Here is a 19,769-nt window from a genome sequence, read left to right on the forward strand (position 1 = left end):
ACCGTTGTGGTAGAATGTTAATAACTTATATGCGCATGTGTTCATATATAAAAGAAAGGGGCGAGGAAAGTGGCGGCCCAAGAGCAGAGCGTCCTGTCCCCGGAAACGGTGGAGGAAGTCTCAAGGCTGTTCAAAGCCTTGGCCGATCCGACGCGGATCCGGATTCTTTATCTGCTGTCCCGGGGGGAATGCTCGGTGACCCGGGTGGCGGAGATGCTGGATTTGTCCCAGTCCGCCGTTTCCCACCAATTGTCCCTGCTGCGCACCCTGCGGCTCGTGAAATACCGCCGGGAGGGGCACACCTTTTATTACTCCTGCGATGATGATCATGTCATCCATATGCTGCTCCAGACCATCCGGCACGTCCAGCACGACTAGGCGTGCCGGCGGTCAGTGGCGACGGCCCTTCGCCGATGCCGTCGGTCCCTTCTCGACCGGCATCCGACACACCTTCACTTAAAGGAGGTCCATCATGCATCATCACCACCATCATCACGGACACGGCCACCTTGAGGCCCGCCACCGGCGGGAGGAGAACAAAAAGGGACTGGTCATCGCCCTGAGCATCACCGTCGGAATCATGCTTTTGGAGTTTTTCGGGGGATTGATCACCAACAGCCTGGCGCTGCTGTCGGATGCCGGACACATGCTGAGCGACGCCGGGTCCCTCGCCCTGAGCCTGGCGGCCATGTGGTTCGCCCTCAAACCCCCTTCACCCCGAAAAACATACGGCTTTTACCGTTTTGAGATACTCGCCGCCCTCTTCAACGGCGCGACGCTGTTCATCATTGCGGGATTCATCGTGTGGGAGGCCGTCGAGCGGTTTCTGGAACCGCCCCGGGTGGCCGGCGAAGCGATGGTGGCCATCGCCGCCGTCGGCCTTCTGGCCAATCTGGCCAGCGCCTGGTTCCTCGTGCACAAGGGGGACGTAGAGGGGAATGTGAATCTGCGGAGCGCATACCTCCATGTGATCGGAGATGCCCTGGGGTCGGCGGGGGCGATCATCGGAGGAATTGCGATGCTCCTGTTTTCCTGGTATTGGGCGGATCCCCTCGTCAGCGTACTGGTGGCGCTGCTGATCCTGAAAAGCGCATGGGGCATCCTCAACCAGGCCACGCACATCCTGATGGAAGGAACTCCGGCGACGATCGATCATGAAGAAGTGGGAAGGACGCTTCGATCGATTCCGGGGGTGCGGGATGTGCACGATTTGCACATTTGGACAATCACCTCCGGGCTGGATTCGCTGAGCTGCCACCTGCTGATCGAAGACGATTGCGACTGCCAGACGATCCTACAGGAGGCGATCCGCCGCATCGAGGAGAAGTTCCAGATCCGGCACACGACGATCCAGGTGGAGAAGTCCCAGCTCCAGCATCCGGAGATGGAGGTGTGAAGGAAGCCCCTGAAAAAATGGAGCCGCCTCGGGATTTCTCTCGTGCGGGGCCTTAATCAAAGAGGTTTCCGCCGATCCACCCCTCCGGGGTGGCTTTTTTCTCGTTCCGGCGGACGTCGAGGGAGAAATAAGGGGAGTGGAAGCCGGTTTCCGGCAGCGGGCTTTCTCCGCCGGGGGCAGCCGTGGATTTTTCAACTCCTTCCCGGGCGATCATCCGAAATCCGGGAAGCTTCACCAGGTCATTTCAGCGGGTCCCGGGGACGGAACGGAGTTTTTTGTTCCCGGGGAAGGGAACATGCGTTCGACTGTCGAATATATGTGCGGATCGATGTTCTTCTTCATTCAACAAAGAAGGAGTGGTTTGTCTGAAATTTACGCATGTCCGCCTGCTGGTGAAAAATTATGAGGAGTGTTTTCGGTTTTATCGCGATGTACTCGGTTTTGAAGTGGGTTGGGGAGACGAGAAGTCGATGTACGCCGATTTCAAAACGGGCGAAGGGGCCGTCATCGCCCTGTTTGCCCGCACCCACATGGCGAAAGCGATCGGCACCGACAATTTGCCCCTCGATTCCGATTCGATGGACAAGCTGTGCCTGATTTTTCGCGTCGAAAGCGTGGACGAACAATATCAATCCCTTAAGGAAAAGGGAGTGCAGTTCATTGACGAACCGCACGACCGGAAAGACTGGGGGATTCGGGTCGCCCATTTCAGAGATCCGGACGGCCATCTCATCGAAATCAACGAACCCATTCAATTTGAACCGTCATCATAGGCGGTCATCAAATCCTTTGTTCATCCACGGACAAATGTGGGTCCGGGACCCGCCCGATGGCGGGTCTTTTTGTCGGTTCCCCGGCGGTTTCCCGGCGAGCGCCGGTTCCGCTGCGCGGATCCGGTCCTTCCCCTTGGGGGGGCCTCGTCTTCAGAAATCACGAACATGCGTTCTTTTCCGATGGAAAATCTGTTAAGATGAATGCAGGGATTTTGCAAAGCGAAACGGCGGCCGAACGTCCCGACGGTCTTTCCTTGTGCGGGAATCGGCCTCCCCTGTTGAAAGGCGTTTTTTCAAGGGGATAATGAAGAGAAGAATATCCGTCAAATTATGGAACCGAAAAGCCCGTCCCGCAACTGTGATATAATGAATAAGATGATGAGTTCGAGGTGATCGGGGATGGAGCAGCGCTTTCGCCTGGTGTCCGAATTCGAACCCCGGGGAGACCAGCCCAAAGCGATTGAGGAGCTCACCCGAGGGGTGCTCAGCGGGAAGCGGTACCAGACGCTCCTGGGTGCGACCGGAACCGGGAAGACTTTCACGATCGCGCACACGATCGCCCGGGTCAACAAGCCGACCCTGGTGATCGCCCACAACAAGACGCTGGCGGCCCAACTGTGCGGAGAGCTGAAGGAGTTTTTCCCCCACAACGCGGTGGAGTATTTCGTCAGCTACTACGACTATTATCAACCGGAAGCCTATGTCCCGCAGACGGATACTTACATCGAGAAGGACGCGTCGATCAACGACGAGATCGACAAGCTGCGCCACTCGGCGACCAGTGCCCTGTTCGAGCGGCGGGATGTGATCATCGTCGCCAGCGTGTCCTGCATTTACGGCCTGGGTTCGCCGGAGGAGTACCGGGATCAGGTGCTTTCCCTCCGGGTCGGAATGGAGCGGGAGCGGAACGAGATCCTGCGCAAGCTGGTGGATATCCAGTACACCCGCAACGACATCAATTTTACTCGGGGGACCTTCCGGGTCCGCGGGGACGTTTTGGAGATCTTTCCGGTGGCCCGGAGCGAGCAGGCGGTCCGGGTGGAGTTTTTCGGCGATGAAATCGAGCGGATTCGGGAAATCGACGTGCTGACGGGGGAAATTATCGGGGATCGGGAGCATGTCGCCATCTTTCCCGCCTCCCACTATGTCACCGCCCCCGACGTGATGGCCCGCGCCCTCCGGGACATTGAAGCGGAGCTGGAGGAGCGGCTGAAGGAACTGCGCGATCAGGGCAAGCTGCTGGAGGCGCAGCGGCTGGAGCAGCGGACCCGCTACGACATGGAGATGATGCGGGAGATGGGGTTCTGTTCCGGGATCGAGAACTACTCCCGCCACCTGGTGGGCAAAAAGCCGGGGGAACCCCCCTACACCCTGCTGGATTATTTCCCCGATGACTACCTGATGATCATCGACGAGTCCCACGTGACCATCCCGCAGCTGCACGCCATGTACAACGGGGACCGCTCCCGGAAGGAAGTGCTGGTGGAGCACGGTTTCCGCCTGCCCTCGGCCCTGGACAACCGTCCCCTGCGCTTCGAGGAGTTTGAGGAACGGATCAACCAGGTTATCTTTGTTTCCGCCACTCCCGGGCCCTATGAGCTGGAGAAGGCGCCGGATGTGGTGGAGCAGATCATTCGTCCGACGGGGCTTCTGGATCCCAAGGTGCACGTCCGCCCGACCCGGGGTCAGATCGACGACCTGATCGGCGAAATCCGCAAGCGCGTCGAGCGGGACGAGCGGGTGTTGATCACCACCCTGACCAAGAAGATGGCGGAAGACCTGACCGATTACCTCAAGGAAATGGGCATCCGCGTCCGCTACCTCCATTCGGACATCAAGACCATCGAGCGGATGCAGATTCTGCGGGATCTCCGGCTGGGCGAATTTGACGTGCTCGTCGGGATCAACCTCCTCCGGGAAGGGTTGGACTTGCCGGAAGTTTCCCTGGTGGCCATCCTGGATGCGGACAAGGAAGGCTTTCTCCGGGCCGAGCGCTCCCTCATCCAGACCATCGGGCGGGCCGCCCGCAACGCCAATGGCGAGGTGATCATGTACGCGGACACGATCACCGATTCGATGCGCAAGGCCATCGACGAGACGGAGCGGCGGCGCCGGATCCAGCAGGCCTACAATGAGAAGCACGGCATCACGCCGCAGACCGTCCGCAAGGCGGTGCGCGAGGTGATCGAAGCCACCAAGGTGGCGGAGGAGAAGGCCCCCTACGGAAAAGTCCTGGATGTGCGCAGCATGGGCAAAAAGGAGCGCCGCCAGCTGATCAGCCAACTCGAAAAGGAAATGAAGGAAGCGGCGCGGAAACTGGAGTTCGAGCGGGCCGCCGAGCTCCGGGACATGATCATCGAGCTGAAGGCGGAAGGAGCTTGAACCGATGGCACGGGAAAATATCGTCATTCGCGGCGCGCGGGTGCACAATCTGAAGGGGATCGACGTCACCATTCCCCGGGACAAGTTGGTCGTTTTGACGGGGTTGTCCGGATCCGGCAAGTCGTCGCTGGCCTTCGACACCATCTACGCCGAGGGGCAGAGGCGCTATGTGGAGTCCCTCTCCGCCTACGCCCGTCAGTTCCTCGGCCAGATGGACAAACCGGATGTGGATTCGATTGAAGGGCTCTCTCCGGCCATCTCCATCGATCAGAAAACCACCTCCCGCAACCCCCGCTCCACCGTGGGGACCGTGACGGAGATTTACGACTATCTCCGGCTGCTGTTTGCGCGGATCGGTCGTCCGGTTTGCCCGGAGCACGGCATCGAGATCCGGGCGCAAACCCTGCAGCAGATGGTGGACCGCGTCATGGAGCTGCCCGAGCGGACGAAGATTCAGATCCTCGCCCCGGTGGTGAAGGGCCGCAAGGGGGAACACGTGAAACTGCTCAAGGAGATCGCCCGGGAGGGTTTTGTCCGCGTCCGGGTCGACGGGGAAATGCGGGAGCTCACCGAGGAGATCCGCCTGGAGAAGAACAAAAAGCACACCATCGAAGTGGTGGTCGACCGGATCGTGGTGAAGCCGGGCATCGAAACCCGCCTGGCGGACTCCCTGGAGACGGCGGTCAACCTGACCGGAGGCCAGGTGCTGGTCGACGTGGTGGGCGGGGAGGAGCTCCTGTTCAGCCAGAACCTGGCCTGCCCCGAGTGCGGCTACAGCCTCGACGAGCTTTCCCCGCGGATGTTTTCCTTCAACAGCCCCTACGGCGCCTGCCCCGCCTGCGACGGCTTGGGAAGCCGGATGGAGGTGGATCCCGATCTGGTGGTTCCCGACAAGGGAAAAACCCTCCGGGAGGGGGCGATCGAACCCTGGTCCGGCTCCCCCGGCAGCTACTACGAGCAATTGTTGGAGGCGGTCTGCGACCATTTCGGCATCGATCGGGACACGCCCTTCGCCCAATTGCCCGAAGAGACCCGGCAGCTGCTCCTGTACGGATCGCCGGAGCGGATCCCCTTCGAGTACGAGAGCGATTTCGGCGGCCTGCGGAAGACCGTCATCCGCTACGAGGGCGTGGTGCCCAATCTGACGCGGCGATACCGGGAGACCAGTTCCGATCATGTGCGGGAGATGATCGAATCCTACATGACGGAGAAGCCCTGTCAAACCTGCCGCGGCGCCCGGCTGCGCCGGGAAAGCCTTCACGTGTATGTGGGCGGGAAAAACATCGATTACGTTACCCGCTTGTCGGTGCGGGAGGCGCTGGCCTTTTTCGACGGGTTGAAGCTGACCGAGAAGGAGGAAGCCATCGCCCGGCAGGTGCTGAAGGAGATCAAAAACCGCCTCGGCTTCCTGGTCAACGTGGGACTGGACTACCTCACCCTTCACCGGGCGGCGGGCACCCTGTCGGGGGGCGAGGCGCAGCGCATCCGCCTGGCGACCCAGATCGGCTCCAGCCTGATGGGGGTGTTGTACATTCTGGACGAGCCGAGCATCGGGCTTCATCAGCGGGACAACAACCGGCTGATCCGCACCCTGAAGCAGATGCGGGACCTGGGAAACACCCTGATCGTGGTGGAGCACGACGAGGATACGATGCTGGCCGCCGACTACATCATCGATATCGGACCGGGGGCCGGCGCCCACGGCGGCCGGGTGGTGGCCGCGGGCACCCCCGAAGAGGTGATGGCCAACCCGGATTCCCTCACCGGCCAATATCTGAGCGGGAAAAAATTCATCCCCCTGCCGGAGGAGCGGCGCCGGCCGAACCACAAGTGGCTGGAGGTGCGCGGAGCCCGGGAAAACAACCTGAAGAACATCGACGTGCGCATTCCGCTGGGATTGTTCGTCTGCGTCACCGGCGTCTCCGGTTCGGGGAAAAGCACCCTGGTCAACGAAGTGCTCCTCAAGGCGCTGGCGCGCCGGTTGAACAAGGCGAAGACGATTCCCGGCGATCACGACGACATTGCGGGGATCGAACACCTGGACAAGGTGATCAACATCGATCAATCGCCCATCGGCCGCACCCCCCGGTCCAACCCGGCCACCTACACCGGCGTCTTCGACGATATCCGGGAGGTTTTCGCTTCCACTCCCGAAGCCAAGGTGCGCGGTTACAAGAAGGGGCGCTTCAGCTTCAACGTAAAGGGCGGCCGCTGCGAGGCCTGCCGCGGCGACGGGATCATCAAGATCGAGATGCATTTCCTCCCCGATGTTTACGTGCCCTGTGAAGTGTGCAAGGGCAAGCGGTACAACCGGGAAACCCTGGAAATCAAGTACAAGGGGAAAAACATCTCCGACATTTTGGAGATGACGGTGGAGGAGGCCCTCGACTTTTTCAAGAACATCCCCCGCATCAAGCGAAAACTGCAAACCCTGTACGACGTGGGTCTCGGGTACATCCAGCTGGGTCAACCGGCCACCACCCTGTCCGGCGGGGAGGCCCAGCGGGTGAAACTGGCCTCGGAGCTTTACAAGCGGAGCAACGGCCGCACCCTCTACATCCTGGACGAACCGACCACCGGCCTGCACATCGATGACATTGCCCGCCTGCTGGATGTGTTGCAGCAGCTGGTGGAAAACGGCGACACGGTCCTGGTGATCGAGCACAACCTGGATGTGATCAAGACCGCCGATTACATCATCGATCTCGGACCGGAGGGGGGAGACGCCGGCGGCACCATCGTCGCGGAGGGAACGCCGGAGGAAGTCGCCGGGGTGAAGGCCTCCCACACGGGGCGCTTCCTCGGCCCGATCCTGGAGCGCGACCGGAAGCGGATGGAGCGGCAAATCCGCGAATTGGAGGAGCAATTGGCCTCGTCGTCCTGACGGACGGCGGGGTTTTCTTTTGCTGTCGGCTGTCGCACCTGCCGTGAGGGCGGGCTTGTGGCATCCGCGGACCTCGGCGATTTTTCCGATTTTTCCTCCGGTCGCCCGCCGGATCTTTTTCGACGGAGCCTGCGGGGGCCTAGAGCCGCCCGTAGGCGCCTCGTTTCGCGGAATCCCCGGTTGGGTCCCATCAAGAAGGATTCATCCGCCGCCCTGTGGCCCGGCGGTTTTCCTTCAAAGGGGGCAACCGATCAGACAGTGGAAAAATGGGGCATCTCATGCCGGAGCATGGATCGCTCGAGCGTTTGGTTCCGCGTATGTGGCGATGTTTCCTGTTTCGATACGATCCCGAGCGGGAGCCTTGCCGGGCCTGACCGATGAAGCCTTGGAGAAAGCGGTGGATGGCCGGATTCCTTTGAACGTGCCGAAGGCGATGAACTCCTGCAGGGTGACGCCTTTCGATCGGGCTTGACGGTCGGACGGCAGGCGGAAATTCGCCGGTTATGGTCAAATTCGCGTTGGGCACGCGTTCGGGATGACCGGCCGCGTTGCAGCTAACAAGCCATGGTTGAGCGGTGGGGCCCACTTCCCTCCTTTTCCGCGTCAACGGGTGCGAAATTCCGCCTTTTTGCGCCTGCAGAAGTGCTTGGCACCGCGGGAAGGACTCCCGCGGCTTTTTGATATACAATAAAGATGTCAACAGCGATCGAGGAGGGTCACTGGATGTTTGACTACACCGTAGAAACCGGACTGACGGTGGATGAGGCCGTGCGTTCGCTGGAAGAGGCATTGGCTCAGCGCAAATTCGGCGTGCTGTGGAAGTTGGACATTCCCGTCAAGCTGCTGGAGAAGGGGATTCACTTGGACCAGGAGTATCGCGTCCTCGAGGTGTGCAACCCAGAGATTCCCAAGAAGGTGTTGACCCGGAACCAGAAGGGGGGCTATTTCCTTCCCTGCAGGGTGGTCGTGTACAAGGACCGCGAAACCGGGAAAACCCGGATCGGCATGGCGCGCCTGACCGTTCTCTTCGGCCTTACCGGCGATGAACAACTGAAGGGGATCGCCGAAGAGGTGGAGGCTGCCCTCGTGGAAGTGCTGGATGGGTTGAAGGGAGCCTGAGGGCTGAAGGGGGCGATAGGATGGGCCTGATTGTCAAGTTGCTCTTGAACGGGCTGGCGGTCTTCCTGGCCGCCCAGCTGGTCCCCGGGATCGAGGTGAAGGGATTCGGAACCGCCCTGTTGGCCGCGCTGATCCTGGGGATTGTCAACACCTTTATCCGTCCGGTGCTGGTTTTCTTCACTCTGCCCATCTCCTTTCTGACGCTGGGGCTGTTCATTTTGGTCATCAACGCCCTGCTGTTCTGGCTGGTGGGCGCCCTCGTCTCCGGATTTGAAATAAGCGGATTTCTCAGCGCCTTCTTTGGAGCGATCATCGTCAGCATCATCTCCTGGGTGCTGAACGGAATCTGGGAGGGAGTGCGGAAGTGACCAAAACGCAAGGGGCGGAGCCGGTGTTGCCGTTTGATCCCCTGTATTATCCGCATCCGTCCCGCCGGATGGCCGTTTACGCCTTCGGGGGAATGGTGGCCACCTCTCATCCCCTGGCCGCCCAGGCCGGACTGGAGGTGCTGAGAAAAGGCGGAAACGCCGTCGACGCGGCCATCGCCACCGCCGCCAGCCTGACCGTTTTGGAGCCCACTTCCAACGGGATCGGCGGGGATGCCTTCGCCCTCATCTGGTCTCGAGGGAAATTGTACGGGCTGAACGCCAGCGGTCCGGCGCCGAAGAAAATCTCTGCCGATGCCGTAAAACGAGCGGGCCACGCGGAGATGCCCCGATACGGCTGGCTCCCGGTGACCGTGCCCGGAGCTCCGGCCGCCTGGGCCGCCTGTTCGGATCGCTTCGGGCGGCTTCCCCTGACGGAGGTGCTGGCACCGGCGATCCGCTACGCGGAGGAGGGTTTTCCCCTCACGCCGGTGTTGGGTAAGCACTGGAAACAAGCGGTGGAGGTGTATCGCGGTCTCGACGGGGATCTGTTCGCCCCCTGGTTTGACACCTTTGCCCCGGGGGGAGACGCCCCGGAGATCGGACAGCGGTGGCGTTCGCCGGATCACGCGAAAACGCTGCAGGCCATCGCCGAAACCCGGGCCGAGGCCTTTTACCGGGGGGAACTGGCGGAGCGGATCGACCATTTTTCCCGCAAGCACGGCGGTTTTTTGCGCGCGGAGGACCTGGCCGCCTACGCCCCGGAATGGGTGACGCCGATCAAGGTGAACTACCGGGGATATGAGGTGTGGGAGCTTCCGCCCAACGGCCAGGGGCTCATCACCCTGATGGCCCTCAACCTGCTGAAGGGATTTGATCCCGACGAATTCGGCGTGGAGTCCGTTCACCGGCAGATCGAGGCGATCAAGCTGGCCTTTGCCGACGGGAAGCGGTGGATCGCCGACCCCCGCTTCAGGGAGGTGCCGGTTCGGGAGCTGCTTTCCGACGCCTACGCCGACGAACGGAGGAAACAGATCGGGAAGCGCGCCGCCGATCCCCTTCCGGGAAGTCCGCCGCGGGGCGGCACCGTCTATCTGGCCGCGGCGGACGGCGAGGGAAACATGGTCTCTTTCATCCAAAGCAACTACATGGGGTTCGGTTCCGGTCTGGTCGTCCCGGGGACGGGCATCAGCCTGCACAACCGGGGATGCAATTTCACCCTGGACCCCGATCACCCCAATTGCTTGGAGCCGGGCAAACGCCCCTACCACACGATTATCCCCGGCTTTTTGACCCGGGATGGGCGGGCCGTCGGCCCCTTCGGCGTCATGGGCGGCTTTATGCAGCCCCAGGGCCATCTCCAGGTGATCGTCAACACCGTCGATCGCCGCCTGAATCCCCAGGCCGCCCTGGACGCCCCGCGCTGGCAATGGGTGAAGGGACGGGAGGTGCTGGTGGAGCAGCTCTTTCCCGTCCACATCGTCGAAGCCCTGGTCCGAAGGGGGCACGAGATTCGGGTTCTCGCCGATTCCTCCTCCTTCGGCCGCGGGCAGATCATCTGGCGAATCAAAGACGCGCTGGTCGGCGGCACGGAACCCCGCGCCGACGGCGGATTGGCGGCTTATTAGCGGCGGGAAGGGGCGCCCTCCTTCATCCAAGGGCGGAGAAACGTTGAAGCGTTTTTTGGCGGCAAAGCGAGAAGTGGAGTGACCAAGGCCGCCGCATTCCCGGCGGAGTTTTTTTCTCCGGCGATCCGCCGGGGACTTCCACGCGGTTTTTTCGCGTCAGGGTTTCCATCATATCGGCCGCAAAGGACGGGACAGCGATGGATCCGGATTTGCAACGCCTTGTCCGCAAACTCAGCCGCGCCCTCGGCCTTCCCGCCCGCCTCCGGGAGGGGCGGAACGGGCGGGGAAAGGGCGCGCGTTTTCCCCTTCGCCGCGGTGAGGGGGAGAAAGAGACGGTCTGGTTGGAAGTGGAGGGCAACCTTTCCTCCCGGGAGGTTTCCCTCGTCCGGCTTCTGCTCGCCGAATGGGAGCGGCGAAAAGGGGAAGCCGCAGGAGAGATGACCCCTCTCATCCGCTGGTTGAAGGATTCCGCCGGGGGGGACTGTCCATCGGATCCGCCTCCCGATGTCGAGCGGCTTCCCTGGGACCGGCGCGTTCCCTTTTTCGTGGTTCACCGCGGGGCGGTCCAGGGGCAGGGCTCGGGGGAGATCCGGCGCATCCTCGTCCGGTATTTTGAAGGGAAAACATGGATTCTTCCGATGGATCCGGAGGCATTGCTGCTCCTCGTTCCCTGGACGATGGTGGAGGCCGACGGGGGAGAACCGTGGCAGGAGGTGCTGCTCGGGGCCGCCGAGGGACTGGCCGATGTCGTCACCAGCGAAGCGGGGGAACGGGTCCGGGTGGTGGTCCATCCTCCGGTGGATTCCCCCCGCCAATTGCCCGGCGCACTCTCCTCCCTTCGCGAAGCGGTCCGGTTGGGCAGGACCTTTTATCCGGAGCGATCGGTTCACGGAACCTGGCAGTTCCGGCTGGAGCGCCTTCTCGATCAGATCGGCCGGGAAGAGGCGGAGAACTTTTTGAGGGATCTTTCGCCGGCGCCCTTCTGGGAGGAGGGCGAATGGCGGCGGACACTGGAGATCTTTTTCCGCCTGGACGGCAATGTGAGCGAGGCCGCCCGCCGCCTGCACGTCCATCGCAACACCCTCGTCTACCGGCTGGACCGGCTCAAGCAGGAAACCGGGCTGGATGCCCGGCGGTTTGAAGACGCGGTGGCGATGTATCTGGCCCTGCTGTTGAGCGCCAGGGGAGAACGGTAAAGGGGATTTGTGCAGATTGCCCAAACCGTCCCCCTCTTTTTTTGTGCATCCCCACATGGTTTTTTTCAGGAGATTTCCGCTAGAATGAAACTGAACACGCTGACCAAAGGGGGAAGAACGCTTGGCAAGGGTTCGGTTGAATCATGTGTACAAACGGTTCGGGGATGTGACTGCGGTAAAGGATTTTCACCTGGATATTGAAGACAAGGAATTTCTCGTCCTGGTCGGCCCCTCCGGCTGCGGGAAATCCACCACGCTCCGGATGATCGCCGGGCTGGAGGAGATCAGCGAGGGAGAGATCTACATCGGGGATCGCTTGGTGAACGACGTGCCGCCCAAGGATCGGGACATCGCCATGGTGTTTCAGAGCTACGCCCTGTATCCGCACATGAATGTGTACGACAACATGGCCTTCGGGCTTAAATTGCGCAAATTCAAAAAAGACGAAATCGAAAAACGGGTGCGGGAGGCGGCGCGGATCCTGGACATTGAACACCTCCTGGACCGCAAGCCGAAGGCCCTGTCCGGAGGACAGCGGCAGCGGGTGGCCCTGGGCCGGGCGATCGTTCGGGAGCCCCAGGTGTTCCTGATGGACGAGCCCCTGTCCAACCTGGATGCCAAGCTGCGCGTCCAGATGCGGACGGAGATCAGCAAGCTGCATCAGCGGTTGGAGACGACGGTCATCTACGTGACCCACGACCAGACGGAAGCGATGACCATGGGGGACCGGATCGTGGTGATGAAGGACGGGGTGATCCAGCAGGCGGCCACGCCGACGGAAATCTACGAACATCCCGCCAACATGTTTGTCGCCGGTTTCATCGGTTCCCCGGCCATGAACTTCATCGAGGGTTCCCTGTCGGAAGAAGAGGGGAACGTCTACTTCCAGACGAAGGGACTTAAAGTGAAAATTCCCGACGGCAAGGCGAAAACCCTTCGGGACAAGGGCTATGTGGGCAAAGAGGTGGTCTTCGGGATCCGTCCGGAAAACATTCACGACGAGCCGGTCTTCCTGGAAGCGTCGCCGGACAGCGCGGTGGAGGCCAAAGTGGAGGTTGCGGAGCACATGGGTTCGGAGATGTATCTCTACCTCAGCGGCATCGGTGAAAAATGGCTGACCGCCCGGGTGAACACCCGCACCCAATACGGTCCCGGCGCCCAGGTCAAATTGGCCCTGGACATGAATAAATGCCATGTTTTTGACAAAGAAACGGAAGTAGCGGTGTTGTAAAATGGGGGGCGGCCGGCGCAGCCGGCGGCCCTTTTGCCTTTATGAACGGAAGAGGGGGTGAAAGCGTGGGAAATGAGGTGACCGTACAGGAGCTGGTGCAGCAATTTGATTTGGAAATATTGACCGGGTGGGAAGGGCTCGGGCGAACCGTCCAGACGAGCGATCTGTATCGGCCGGGGCTGGAGCTGGCCGGTTTTTTCACCTATTATCCCGCCGAGCGGCTTCAATTGCTGGGGAGGACGGAGCTCACCTTCATCGACGGGTTGCCGGAGCCGATCCGCAGGGAACGGGCCCGCCGCCTTTGCGACGACCGCACCCCCTGTTTCTGCATCACCCGGAATCAGCAGGTTCCGAAGGAGCTCAGCGATGCGGCGAAGGAAAAGGGGATTCCCGTCTTGCGCACTTCCCTGTCGACGACCAAGTTCGGCAGCAAGGTGACCAATTATTTGGAGAAGCGCTTGGCGCCCAAGACCACCTTGCACGGCGTGCTCGTCGATGTGTACGGAGTCGGCGTGCTCCTCATGGGGGCCAGCGGGATCGGAAAGAGCGAAACCGCCCTGGAGCTGATCAAGCGGGGCCATCGGCTCGTCGCCGATGACGCCGTGGAAATCATCCAGACGGAAGAAGAGACCCTGGTCGGCCACGCGCCGGAGCTGATTCGGCATCTCCTGGAGATCCGGGGGTTGGGCATCATCGACGTGATGACCCTGTTCGGGGCCGGCGCGGTCCGGGACTACAAGAAGATTTCCCTGGCCATCCGCCTGGAAGCCTGGCAGGAAGACCGCCAGTATGACCGCCTCGGTCTGGACGAAGAGCGCATCCGCATCATCGGGACCGAGCTGCCCCAGCTCACCATTCCGGTCCGGCCGGGCCGCAACCTGGCGGTAATCATCGAAGTGGCGGCGATGAACTTTCGGCTGAAAAAAATGGGTTACAACGCCGCCCGGCGCTTCGCCCAGAGGCTGAACGAGGCGATCGACGAAGCCGAGGAACTGGATTGAGGAGCCCGGCGCCCCCGCCCGGAACCGGCTTTTCCGGCCCCTTCCCCTCTAGTGGATCCCTTTTTTTCGGATCGCGCTCCCCGGTGCGGCGCGGGCTTTCTTCCGATCAATCGGATCCCCCGCCCGGATGTCCGCCGGATCAACTGCAATGAACGGGGGGCATCCTGCGGGAGCTTTGCCTCATTGCCGTGTCTGCGCGCGGCCGTTTTCACGCTCCGGCAGGGAGCGATGCGGGACAGCGGCTTTTGTTGTCAATGCCGCCGGGAAAGTCGGTGATGTTTTCGGAAGATTCCTTCTCCCCTTTCTCCGGTGCGAATTGGGCCGGCACGTGGAAACCGCGTCGGAAGGATTCTTTTTCATTTGGAGAGTGCAAGCGGGAGGGCCTTGAAGGGGTTTATGGGGGACGTCCGCATTCTTTTTTGGTATGATCTAGGTTACAATGGGAAAAGAACAGGGGTCGTTGAACCTATCTTTGAAGGGAGCGCCATCGGATGTTTGCACAGGTGATCGATCCGGTTGCCCTGTCCCTGGGACCGATAAAGATTCACTGGTACGGAATCATTCTCGGGTCGGCGGCGTTGATCGGGCTGTACCTGGCCGTTCGGGAGGGAAAAAGGCACGGGCTGGACAGCGATTTGTTCCTCGACATGGTGGTTTGGGTGATCCCCGCGGCGATTCTCGGGGCGCGGCTGTACTACGTCCTTTTCGAGTGGGATTACTATTCCCAAAACCCGGAGGACATCATCGCCGTATGGAAGGGCGGTTTGGCCATCCACGGCGGATTGACCGGCGCCTTTCTCGCGGGCTACTTTTTCCTCCGGAAGCGGGGGATGCCTTTTCTCCTCACGGCGGACATCGTGGCGCCCAGCATCATTTTGGGGCAGGCGATCGGCCGCTGGGGCAATTTCATCAACCAGGAGGCCCACGGGGGACCGGTCAGCCTGGAATTTTTGAAAAGCCTTCACTTGCCGGATTGGATCATTGAACAAATGTACATAAACGGTGTGTATTATCATCCCACTTTCCTGTACGAATCCCTTTGGAATCTGACGGGGTTCCTGCTGCTTCTGCTCCTGCGGCGGGTCAACCCGAAGCGGGGAGAGATCCTGTTTACTTATCTCATCTGGTATTCCCTGGGGCGCTTTTTCATCGAGGGGCTGCGCACGGACAGCCTTACCTTCCAGGGACCGGAATGGCTGGCGGGGCTGCTGGAGGCCCTTTGGGCACCGATGGGTCTCCTCTTCGAACCGGGGGCGCTTTCCGGCGGTAACGTTCGGATCGCCCAGCTGGTCAGCCTCTGTCTGGCCTTGGCGGGAATCTTCCTGATCCTGTTGCGCAGGGGCCTGGGATACGCCCGCCAGTCCTATCTGGAGTCCGAAGAAAGGGTGTCGGGATGAGGAAGATCGATTGGCGCGCCGGTTGGCGATCCGGTCTGGAGACAACCTGGGAGCTGACCAAGGTGATCCTGCCCGTCACCCTGGTGGTCAGCGTGTTGAAGTACACCCCCGTGATCGAATGGATGGTGAAGGGGCTTGCCCCCTTGATGGGGTGGATCGGATTGCCGGGGGAGGCGGCGGTTCCCCTCGCCCTGGGCAATCTGCTCAACCTGTACGCCGCCATCGGGGCCATTTTGACGATGGATCTGACGGTGAAACAGGTTCTGATCCTGGCGGTGATGCTCAGCTTCTCCCACAACCTGCTGGTGGAAACCGCCCTCTGCCGCCGGGTGGGGCTCAATCCCTTCCTGGTGGCCTCGGTCCGTATCGGACTGGCGGTGATCTCGGCCCTGTTGATTCACACCCTGTGGAGCGGCGGCGGGGAACGGGCGTCCTTCGGATGGGTGGGCGCCGCTGAGGAAGAGCCGGCGGGATGGGTGGAAACTGTTCTGATCGCCCTCAAGACGGCCCTGACGGGCGCCCTTCAGCTGGCGCTGGTGGTGATCCCCCTCATGATCGGTATCCAGGTGCTCAAGGACATTCAGGTGTTGGACCGCTTCGCCGGCTGGATGCGGCCCCTGATGCGTCCCCTGGGAATGGATCCCCGGGGAGCCGTCACCATGGCCGGCGGTCTTCTGTTCGGCCTGGCGATGGGGGCGGGCGTCATCATCCAGCAGGCGAGGGAGCAGCGGTTTACCCGCCGGGAGATGACGCTGATCATTCTCTTCCTCGCGGCCTGCCACGCGGTGGTGGAGGACACCCTCCTGTTCGTTCCCCTCGGCGTCAACGTCTTCGCCCTCCTGCTGATCCGGCTGGGGGCGGCGGTTCTTCTCACCGTCACGGTGGCCTGGCTGTGGCCGAAGGACCGCGGGGCCGCCGTTTCCGTCCGGGGGGATCACGTGTGAGATACGAAACCGTTCTTTTCGACCTGGACGGGACCCTGATCGACACCAACGACCTGATTCTTGCCTCCTACGAGTACACCCTGAGCAGGCACTGTCCGGGGAAATTCAGCCGGGAAGAGATCCTCTCCTGCCTGGGGGAGCCTTTGCATGACACGATGCGCAGGTTGGATCCCGAAAAGTGGGAGGAGATGGTGCAAACCTACCGGGAACACAACCTGGCCTGTCATGACGACTGGGTCAAGCTGTTTCCGGGGGTTCCCGAGGTGCTGGAGAAACTGCACCGGGCGGGGGTTGCCCTGGGGGTGGTTTCCAACAAGCAGCGGATCACGGTGGAAAAGGGACTTTCCCTGTTCGGGCTGGACAAATGGATGAAGACCGTCGTCTGCTACGGGGAGGCCGGGCGGCCCAAGCCCCATCCGGACCCGATCCTCCGGGCGATGGAAGCGGTGGGGGCCGATCCCGACCGGACCCTGATGGTGGGAGACAGCCGTTTCGATCTGCTGGCGGCCCGCCGGGCCGGCGTGGATGCGGCGGCGGTGGCCTGGAGCTGGCACGGCAGGGATGAGCTCCTCTCCCTTTCCCCCGAGTATGTGTTGGAGAAGATGGAGGATCTTGTAAACATCGTGGAAATCGGTGCGGAATCCGGAGGCGGATGACCATGCGGCGAACGGAACGTTTTCCCGTCGAGGGGAGCAATTCCCTCTGGCAGGTGTACCGGACCGTCTCTTTTTGGAAGGTGCTGAAAAACGCCCTCGTGATTCACATCGCCCGCTACACGCCCTTCCTCGGCCTGAAGAACTGGATGTACCGCACCTTCTTGGGGATGAAGGTCGGGGAGAAGACCGCCTTCGGGATGATGGCCATGATCGATGTGATGTTTCCCGAGCGGATCCGCATCGGCCGCGATTGCATCATCGGCTACAACACCACCCTGCTGGCCCACGAGTATCTGATTGATGAATACCGGCTGGGGGATGTGGTGATCGGCGACCAGGTGATGATCGGGGCCAACACCACGGTCCTTCCCGGGGTGGTGATCGGCGACCGGGCGGTGATCGGGGCCGGGTCCGTCGTCAACCGCGACGTCCCTCCCGGCGCCTTTGTGGCCGGAAACCCGATCCGGGTGATCCGGCGGGGGGAGGAGAAGCGGGGGAAAGGCGGCGGGGAAAAGGAGCGAAACGCCTAGGGCCTGTCGGTAGTCGCTATGGGGATCAGGCCTCTTTTCCGTCAGGGGGCCGGGCCCGGTACTCGGCAGGGGCCCGTCGGGCGGCCCGCTGCGCGATATCGGCGGAAGTCCGTTTAATGCTTCTTCCCTTCAGTGCTCCGCCCCAGGGCGATTTGCGGAGGGGACTTTCTATGATGGGAAAGCTCCGTGGTTTTCCCACGGGCTTTTTTGGGAAGCGACGGACTGCGGGGAATCAGGCGGTCAATGGGGGTACCGGCTCTGCCTTCTTCCTCTCGGGCATGCCTGCGCGGGCCGGCGGATATCGGCTTAAAACCCGGCACGACCCGGCTGTCGCCGAAAGCGCCCATCGCGCGCCTGCGGCAGGGTGGAAGGACATCCCTCCCTTTTTTCTTTTTCGGCCACTTGCTGATGGCAGGGGGGATCGGGTTCTGGAAAGCGGGGTTGCAGAGGGAAGGGCGCCAGGCGGACCGGCAGTTTGTCTCCTCCGCCGGTTGGCGGGATAAGAGGGGCTGCGGGGAGGGCTTCCGCAACGGGGGGGGACGGGCCGTCAAACCCATTCATCCCCCAGGGGGAGCGAGAGCTGTTCATACGCCGGTTCCGACCGCTTTGCAAAATTGGAAAAACCCACCCCGACCAGGCGGATGCCGGGGGAGTAGTCGAAGGCGTCCAGCAATTCCTCCAGGATCTTCGACCAGTCGGGGAAAGGTTCGCGGACCGTCCGCTGTTTGGAATGGACGGTGAAATCGGCGTATTTGATTTTCAGCGTCAGGGTGCGCGGGGACTCTTCATCCGACAGCTGATTCCGCACTTTCTCCAGCAAACGCCTCGCGACCCGGGCCACCGATTCCCGGTCATACAGGTTTTCGGGCAGGGTGGTCTCGCGGGAGTGGGATTTGCGCGGGCGGTTGGGAACGATTTCCCGATCGTCTTTTCCCCGGGCCCGGTAGTACAGATCGTAGCCGGACTTGCCGAACATCCGGACCACTTTTTCCAGGGGCAATCGCCAGAAATCGCGGACCGTGTGGATGCCCATTTGTTTCAGTCGTTCCTGGGATTTTTTTCCGATTCCGTGCAGCGCCCCGATTGGCAGATCCTTCAAAATGTGCAAAGCCTGCTCCGGCCGAATGATCACGAAGGCATTCGGCTTTTTCAAATCGCTGGCAATCTTGGCCATCGATTTGTTGTAGGAAAGGCCGATGCTGCAGGTGAGTCCCGTTTCGGCCCGGACCCTTTCTTTCAGTTCCCGGGCGACCGGCACGGCGTCGGGATAATGGGAGACGTCCAGATAGGCTTCATCCAACCCCACGGTTTCCACGATGTCGCTGTACCGGGTGAAGATGCGGCGGACTTCCCGGGATTTTTCCCGGTACCGTTCATGCCGCACCGGCAAAAAAATCCCGTGGGGGCACAACTTGCGGGCCATCGCCATGGGCATGGCCGACCGCACGCCAAAGGCGCGGGCTTCGTAACTGCAGGTGGACACCACGCCGCGCTTTCCCGTGCCGCCGACGATCACCGGTTTTCCCCGCAACGCTGGATTATCCAGCTGTTCCACGCTGGCGAAAAAGGCGTCGAGATCCAGATGAATGATCTTCTTCACCGCGATTCACCTTCGCCCAAACCTTCCTTCCCACCCTGATTATGGGATGAAAACGGGGGAGATGCAACCGACGGTTCCGCCGGATGACCGTGCCGTTTCATCCCGCGGATTCCCGCAAGGAACGTGTCGATCATCAGGCGAAGACTTTGGTCGGGGTTCAGGGGAAGGCCAAACCCCCCCTTTTGTTCCAGGGAAGCGAAGCCGTGCAGCAGGCTGCGCAGACCGCGCACGGTGTGAAGGGCCGCTTCCTTTTCCAGACCGTAGGCGCTCAACACCCGCACGACCAGGTCGGTGATCTCCTTTCCGGCCCGTTGGACCTCCGGGTCCTTCGGATCGGGGGCGCGAAGGGTCGCTTCGTACAAACCGGGACGGCGTCGGGCGAAGGTTATGTAAGCCTCCCCCAGCGCCCGCACCGCGTCGTCACCGGACCAGCCCAAGGCCGCGCGGGACAGGGCGTCGTGAAGCTGACGGAGTCCGTAAACGGCCAGTTTTTTCCGAAGATCCCCGAGCCCGTCCACGTGATTGTACAGGGAGGGGGGACGTATGCTCAGCTTTCTGGAAAGGGAAGCCAGTGTGACCGAATCAAAGCCTCGTTGGTCGGCCAATTCGGCGGCCGCTCGCAGGACGGCGGGCAAGTCGAGGCCGATGCGAGGGGACATTTCCGAAC

At 61.6% G+C, this 19,769-nt stretch carries 17 protein-coding genes; 15 read left to right on the plus strand and 2 right to left on the minus strand.

All coding sequences use genetic code 11. The features are described 5' to 3' along the window. Window positions 1-69 precede the first annotated feature (69 nt). The 15 genes from BM063_RS13825 (at window position 70) to BM063_RS13905 (ending at window position 17,502) form a co-directional block, all read left to right on the plus strand. Window positions 70-378: an ArsR/SmtB family transcription factor gene (locus BM063_RS13825; RefSeq protein WP_092040201.1), complete on the plus strand. Its 309-nt coding sequence runs from the start codon at window positions 70-72 to the stop codon at window positions 376-378. Window positions 379-472: 94 nt separating this feature from the next. Then, a complete protein-coding gene (locus BM063_RS13830; RefSeq protein ID WP_092040204.1) occupies window positions 473-1,396 on the plus strand; it encodes a cation diffusion facilitator family transporter in 924 nt (307 codons plus the stop codon). A gap of 356 nt (window positions 1,397-1,752) precedes the next feature. Further along, window positions 1,753-2,169, plus strand: a complete 417-nt coding sequence (locus BM063_RS13840; RefSeq protein ID WP_245752283.1) for a VOC family protein — start codon at window positions 1,753-1,755, stop codon at window positions 2,167-2,169. Between the two features lie 399 nt (window positions 2,170-2,568). After that, window positions 2,569-4,551 (plus strand): excinuclease ABC subunit UvrB, encoded by a 1,983-nt coding sequence (gene uvrB, locus BM063_RS13850; protein ID WP_092040213.1) that lies wholly within the window; start codon window positions 2,569-2,571, stop codon window positions 4,549-4,551. A gap of 4 nt (window positions 4,552-4,555) precedes the next feature. After that, window positions 4,556-7,435, plus strand: coding sequence for an excinuclease ABC subunit UvrA (gene uvrA, locus BM063_RS13855; protein ID WP_092040217.1), 2,880 nt, complete (start codon window positions 4,556-4,558; stop codon window positions 7,433-7,435). A 723-nt stretch (window positions 7,436-8,158) separates the two neighbouring features. Next, window positions 8,159-8,554, plus strand: coding sequence for a DUF302 domain-containing protein (locus BM063_RS13860; RefSeq protein WP_092040221.1), 396 nt, complete (start codon window positions 8,159-8,161; stop codon window positions 8,552-8,554). Window positions 8,555-8,574: 20 nt separating this feature from the next. Beyond that, a complete protein-coding gene (locus BM063_RS13865; RefSeq protein ID WP_092040225.1) occupies window positions 8,575-8,922 on the plus strand; it encodes a phage holin family protein in 348 nt (115 codons plus the stop codon). 68 nt (window positions 8,923-8,990) lie between these two features. Beyond that, window positions 8,991-10,547 (plus strand): gamma-glutamyltransferase family protein, encoded by a 1,557-nt coding sequence (locus BM063_RS13870; protein ID WP_092040289.1) that lies wholly within the window; start codon window positions 8,991-8,993, stop codon window positions 10,545-10,547. Between the two features lie 197 nt (window positions 10,548-10,744). Then, on the plus strand, window positions 10,745-11,743 hold the full coding sequence (locus BM063_RS13875; RefSeq protein ID WP_092040229.1) for a PucR family transcriptional regulator: 999 nt from the start codon (window positions 10,745-10,747) through the stop codon (window positions 11,741-11,743). A gap of 121 nt (window positions 11,744-11,864) precedes the next feature. After that, the gene (locus BM063_RS13880; RefSeq protein WP_092040233.1) at window positions 11,865-12,974 is read left to right on the plus strand and encodes an ABC transporter ATP-binding protein; all 1,110 of its coding nucleotides are present in this window, start codon (window positions 11,865-11,867) and stop codon (window positions 12,972-12,974) included. A gap of 41 nt (window positions 12,975-13,015) precedes the next feature. Next, complete coding sequence (hprK, locus tag BM063_RS13885; protein WP_092040236.1) at window positions 13,016-13,975, plus strand: HPr(Ser) kinase/phosphatase; 960 nt, start codon at window positions 13,016-13,018, stop codon at window positions 13,973-13,975. Between the two features lie 491 nt (window positions 13,976-14,466). Further along, the gene (gene lgt, locus BM063_RS13890; RefSeq protein WP_143085367.1) at window positions 14,467-15,372 is read left to right on the plus strand and encodes a prolipoprotein diacylglyceryl transferase; all 906 of its coding nucleotides are present in this window, start codon (window positions 14,467-14,469) and stop codon (window positions 15,370-15,372) included. Next, window positions 15,369-16,316 (plus strand): nucleoside recognition domain-containing protein, encoded by a 948-nt coding sequence (locus BM063_RS13895; protein WP_092040238.1) that lies wholly within the window; start codon window positions 15,369-15,371, stop codon window positions 16,314-16,316. Before lgt ends, BM063_RS13895 begins: the two co-directional genes overlap by 4 nt. Next, window positions 16,313-16,972, plus strand: coding sequence for a pyrophosphatase PpaX (gene ppaX / locus BM063_RS17725; RefSeq protein WP_177199172.1), 660 nt, complete (start codon window positions 16,313-16,315; stop codon window positions 16,970-16,972). Before BM063_RS13895 ends, ppaX begins: the two co-directional genes overlap by 4 nt. A 2-nt stretch (window positions 16,973-16,974) precedes the next feature. Next, entirely contained in the window at window positions 16,975-17,502 is a 528-nt protein-coding gene (locus BM063_RS13905) for an acyltransferase (RefSeq protein ID WP_092040241.1), read from the plus strand. A 547-nt stretch (window positions 17,503-18,049) separates the two neighbouring features. Here BM063_RS13905 and BM063_RS13915 read toward each other — a convergent pair. Both BM063_RS13915 and BM063_RS13920 read right to left on the minus strand, forming a co-directional pair. Further along, window positions 18,050-19,102 carry a DNA polymerase IV gene (locus tag BM063_RS13915; protein WP_092040246.1) on the minus strand — a complete coding sequence of 351 codons (1,053 nt, stop codon included), beginning with the start codon at window positions 19,100-19,102 and terminating at the stop codon, window positions 18,050-18,052. Further along, on the minus strand, window positions 19,099-19,761 hold the full coding sequence (locus tag BM063_RS13920; protein WP_092040249.1) for a TetR/AcrR family transcriptional regulator: 663 nt from the start codon (window positions 19,759-19,761) through the stop codon (window positions 19,099-19,101). The genes BM063_RS13915 and BM063_RS13920 overlap by 4 nt, the downstream gene beginning before the upstream one ends. Window positions 19,762-19,769: the final 8 nt, after the last annotated feature.

The sequence above is a fragment of the Planifilum fulgidum genome, assembly GCF_900113175.1.
In the GTDB taxonomy this organism is placed as follows: Bacteria; Bacillota; Bacilli; order Thermoactinomycetales; family DSM-44946; genus Planifilum; species Planifilum fulgidum.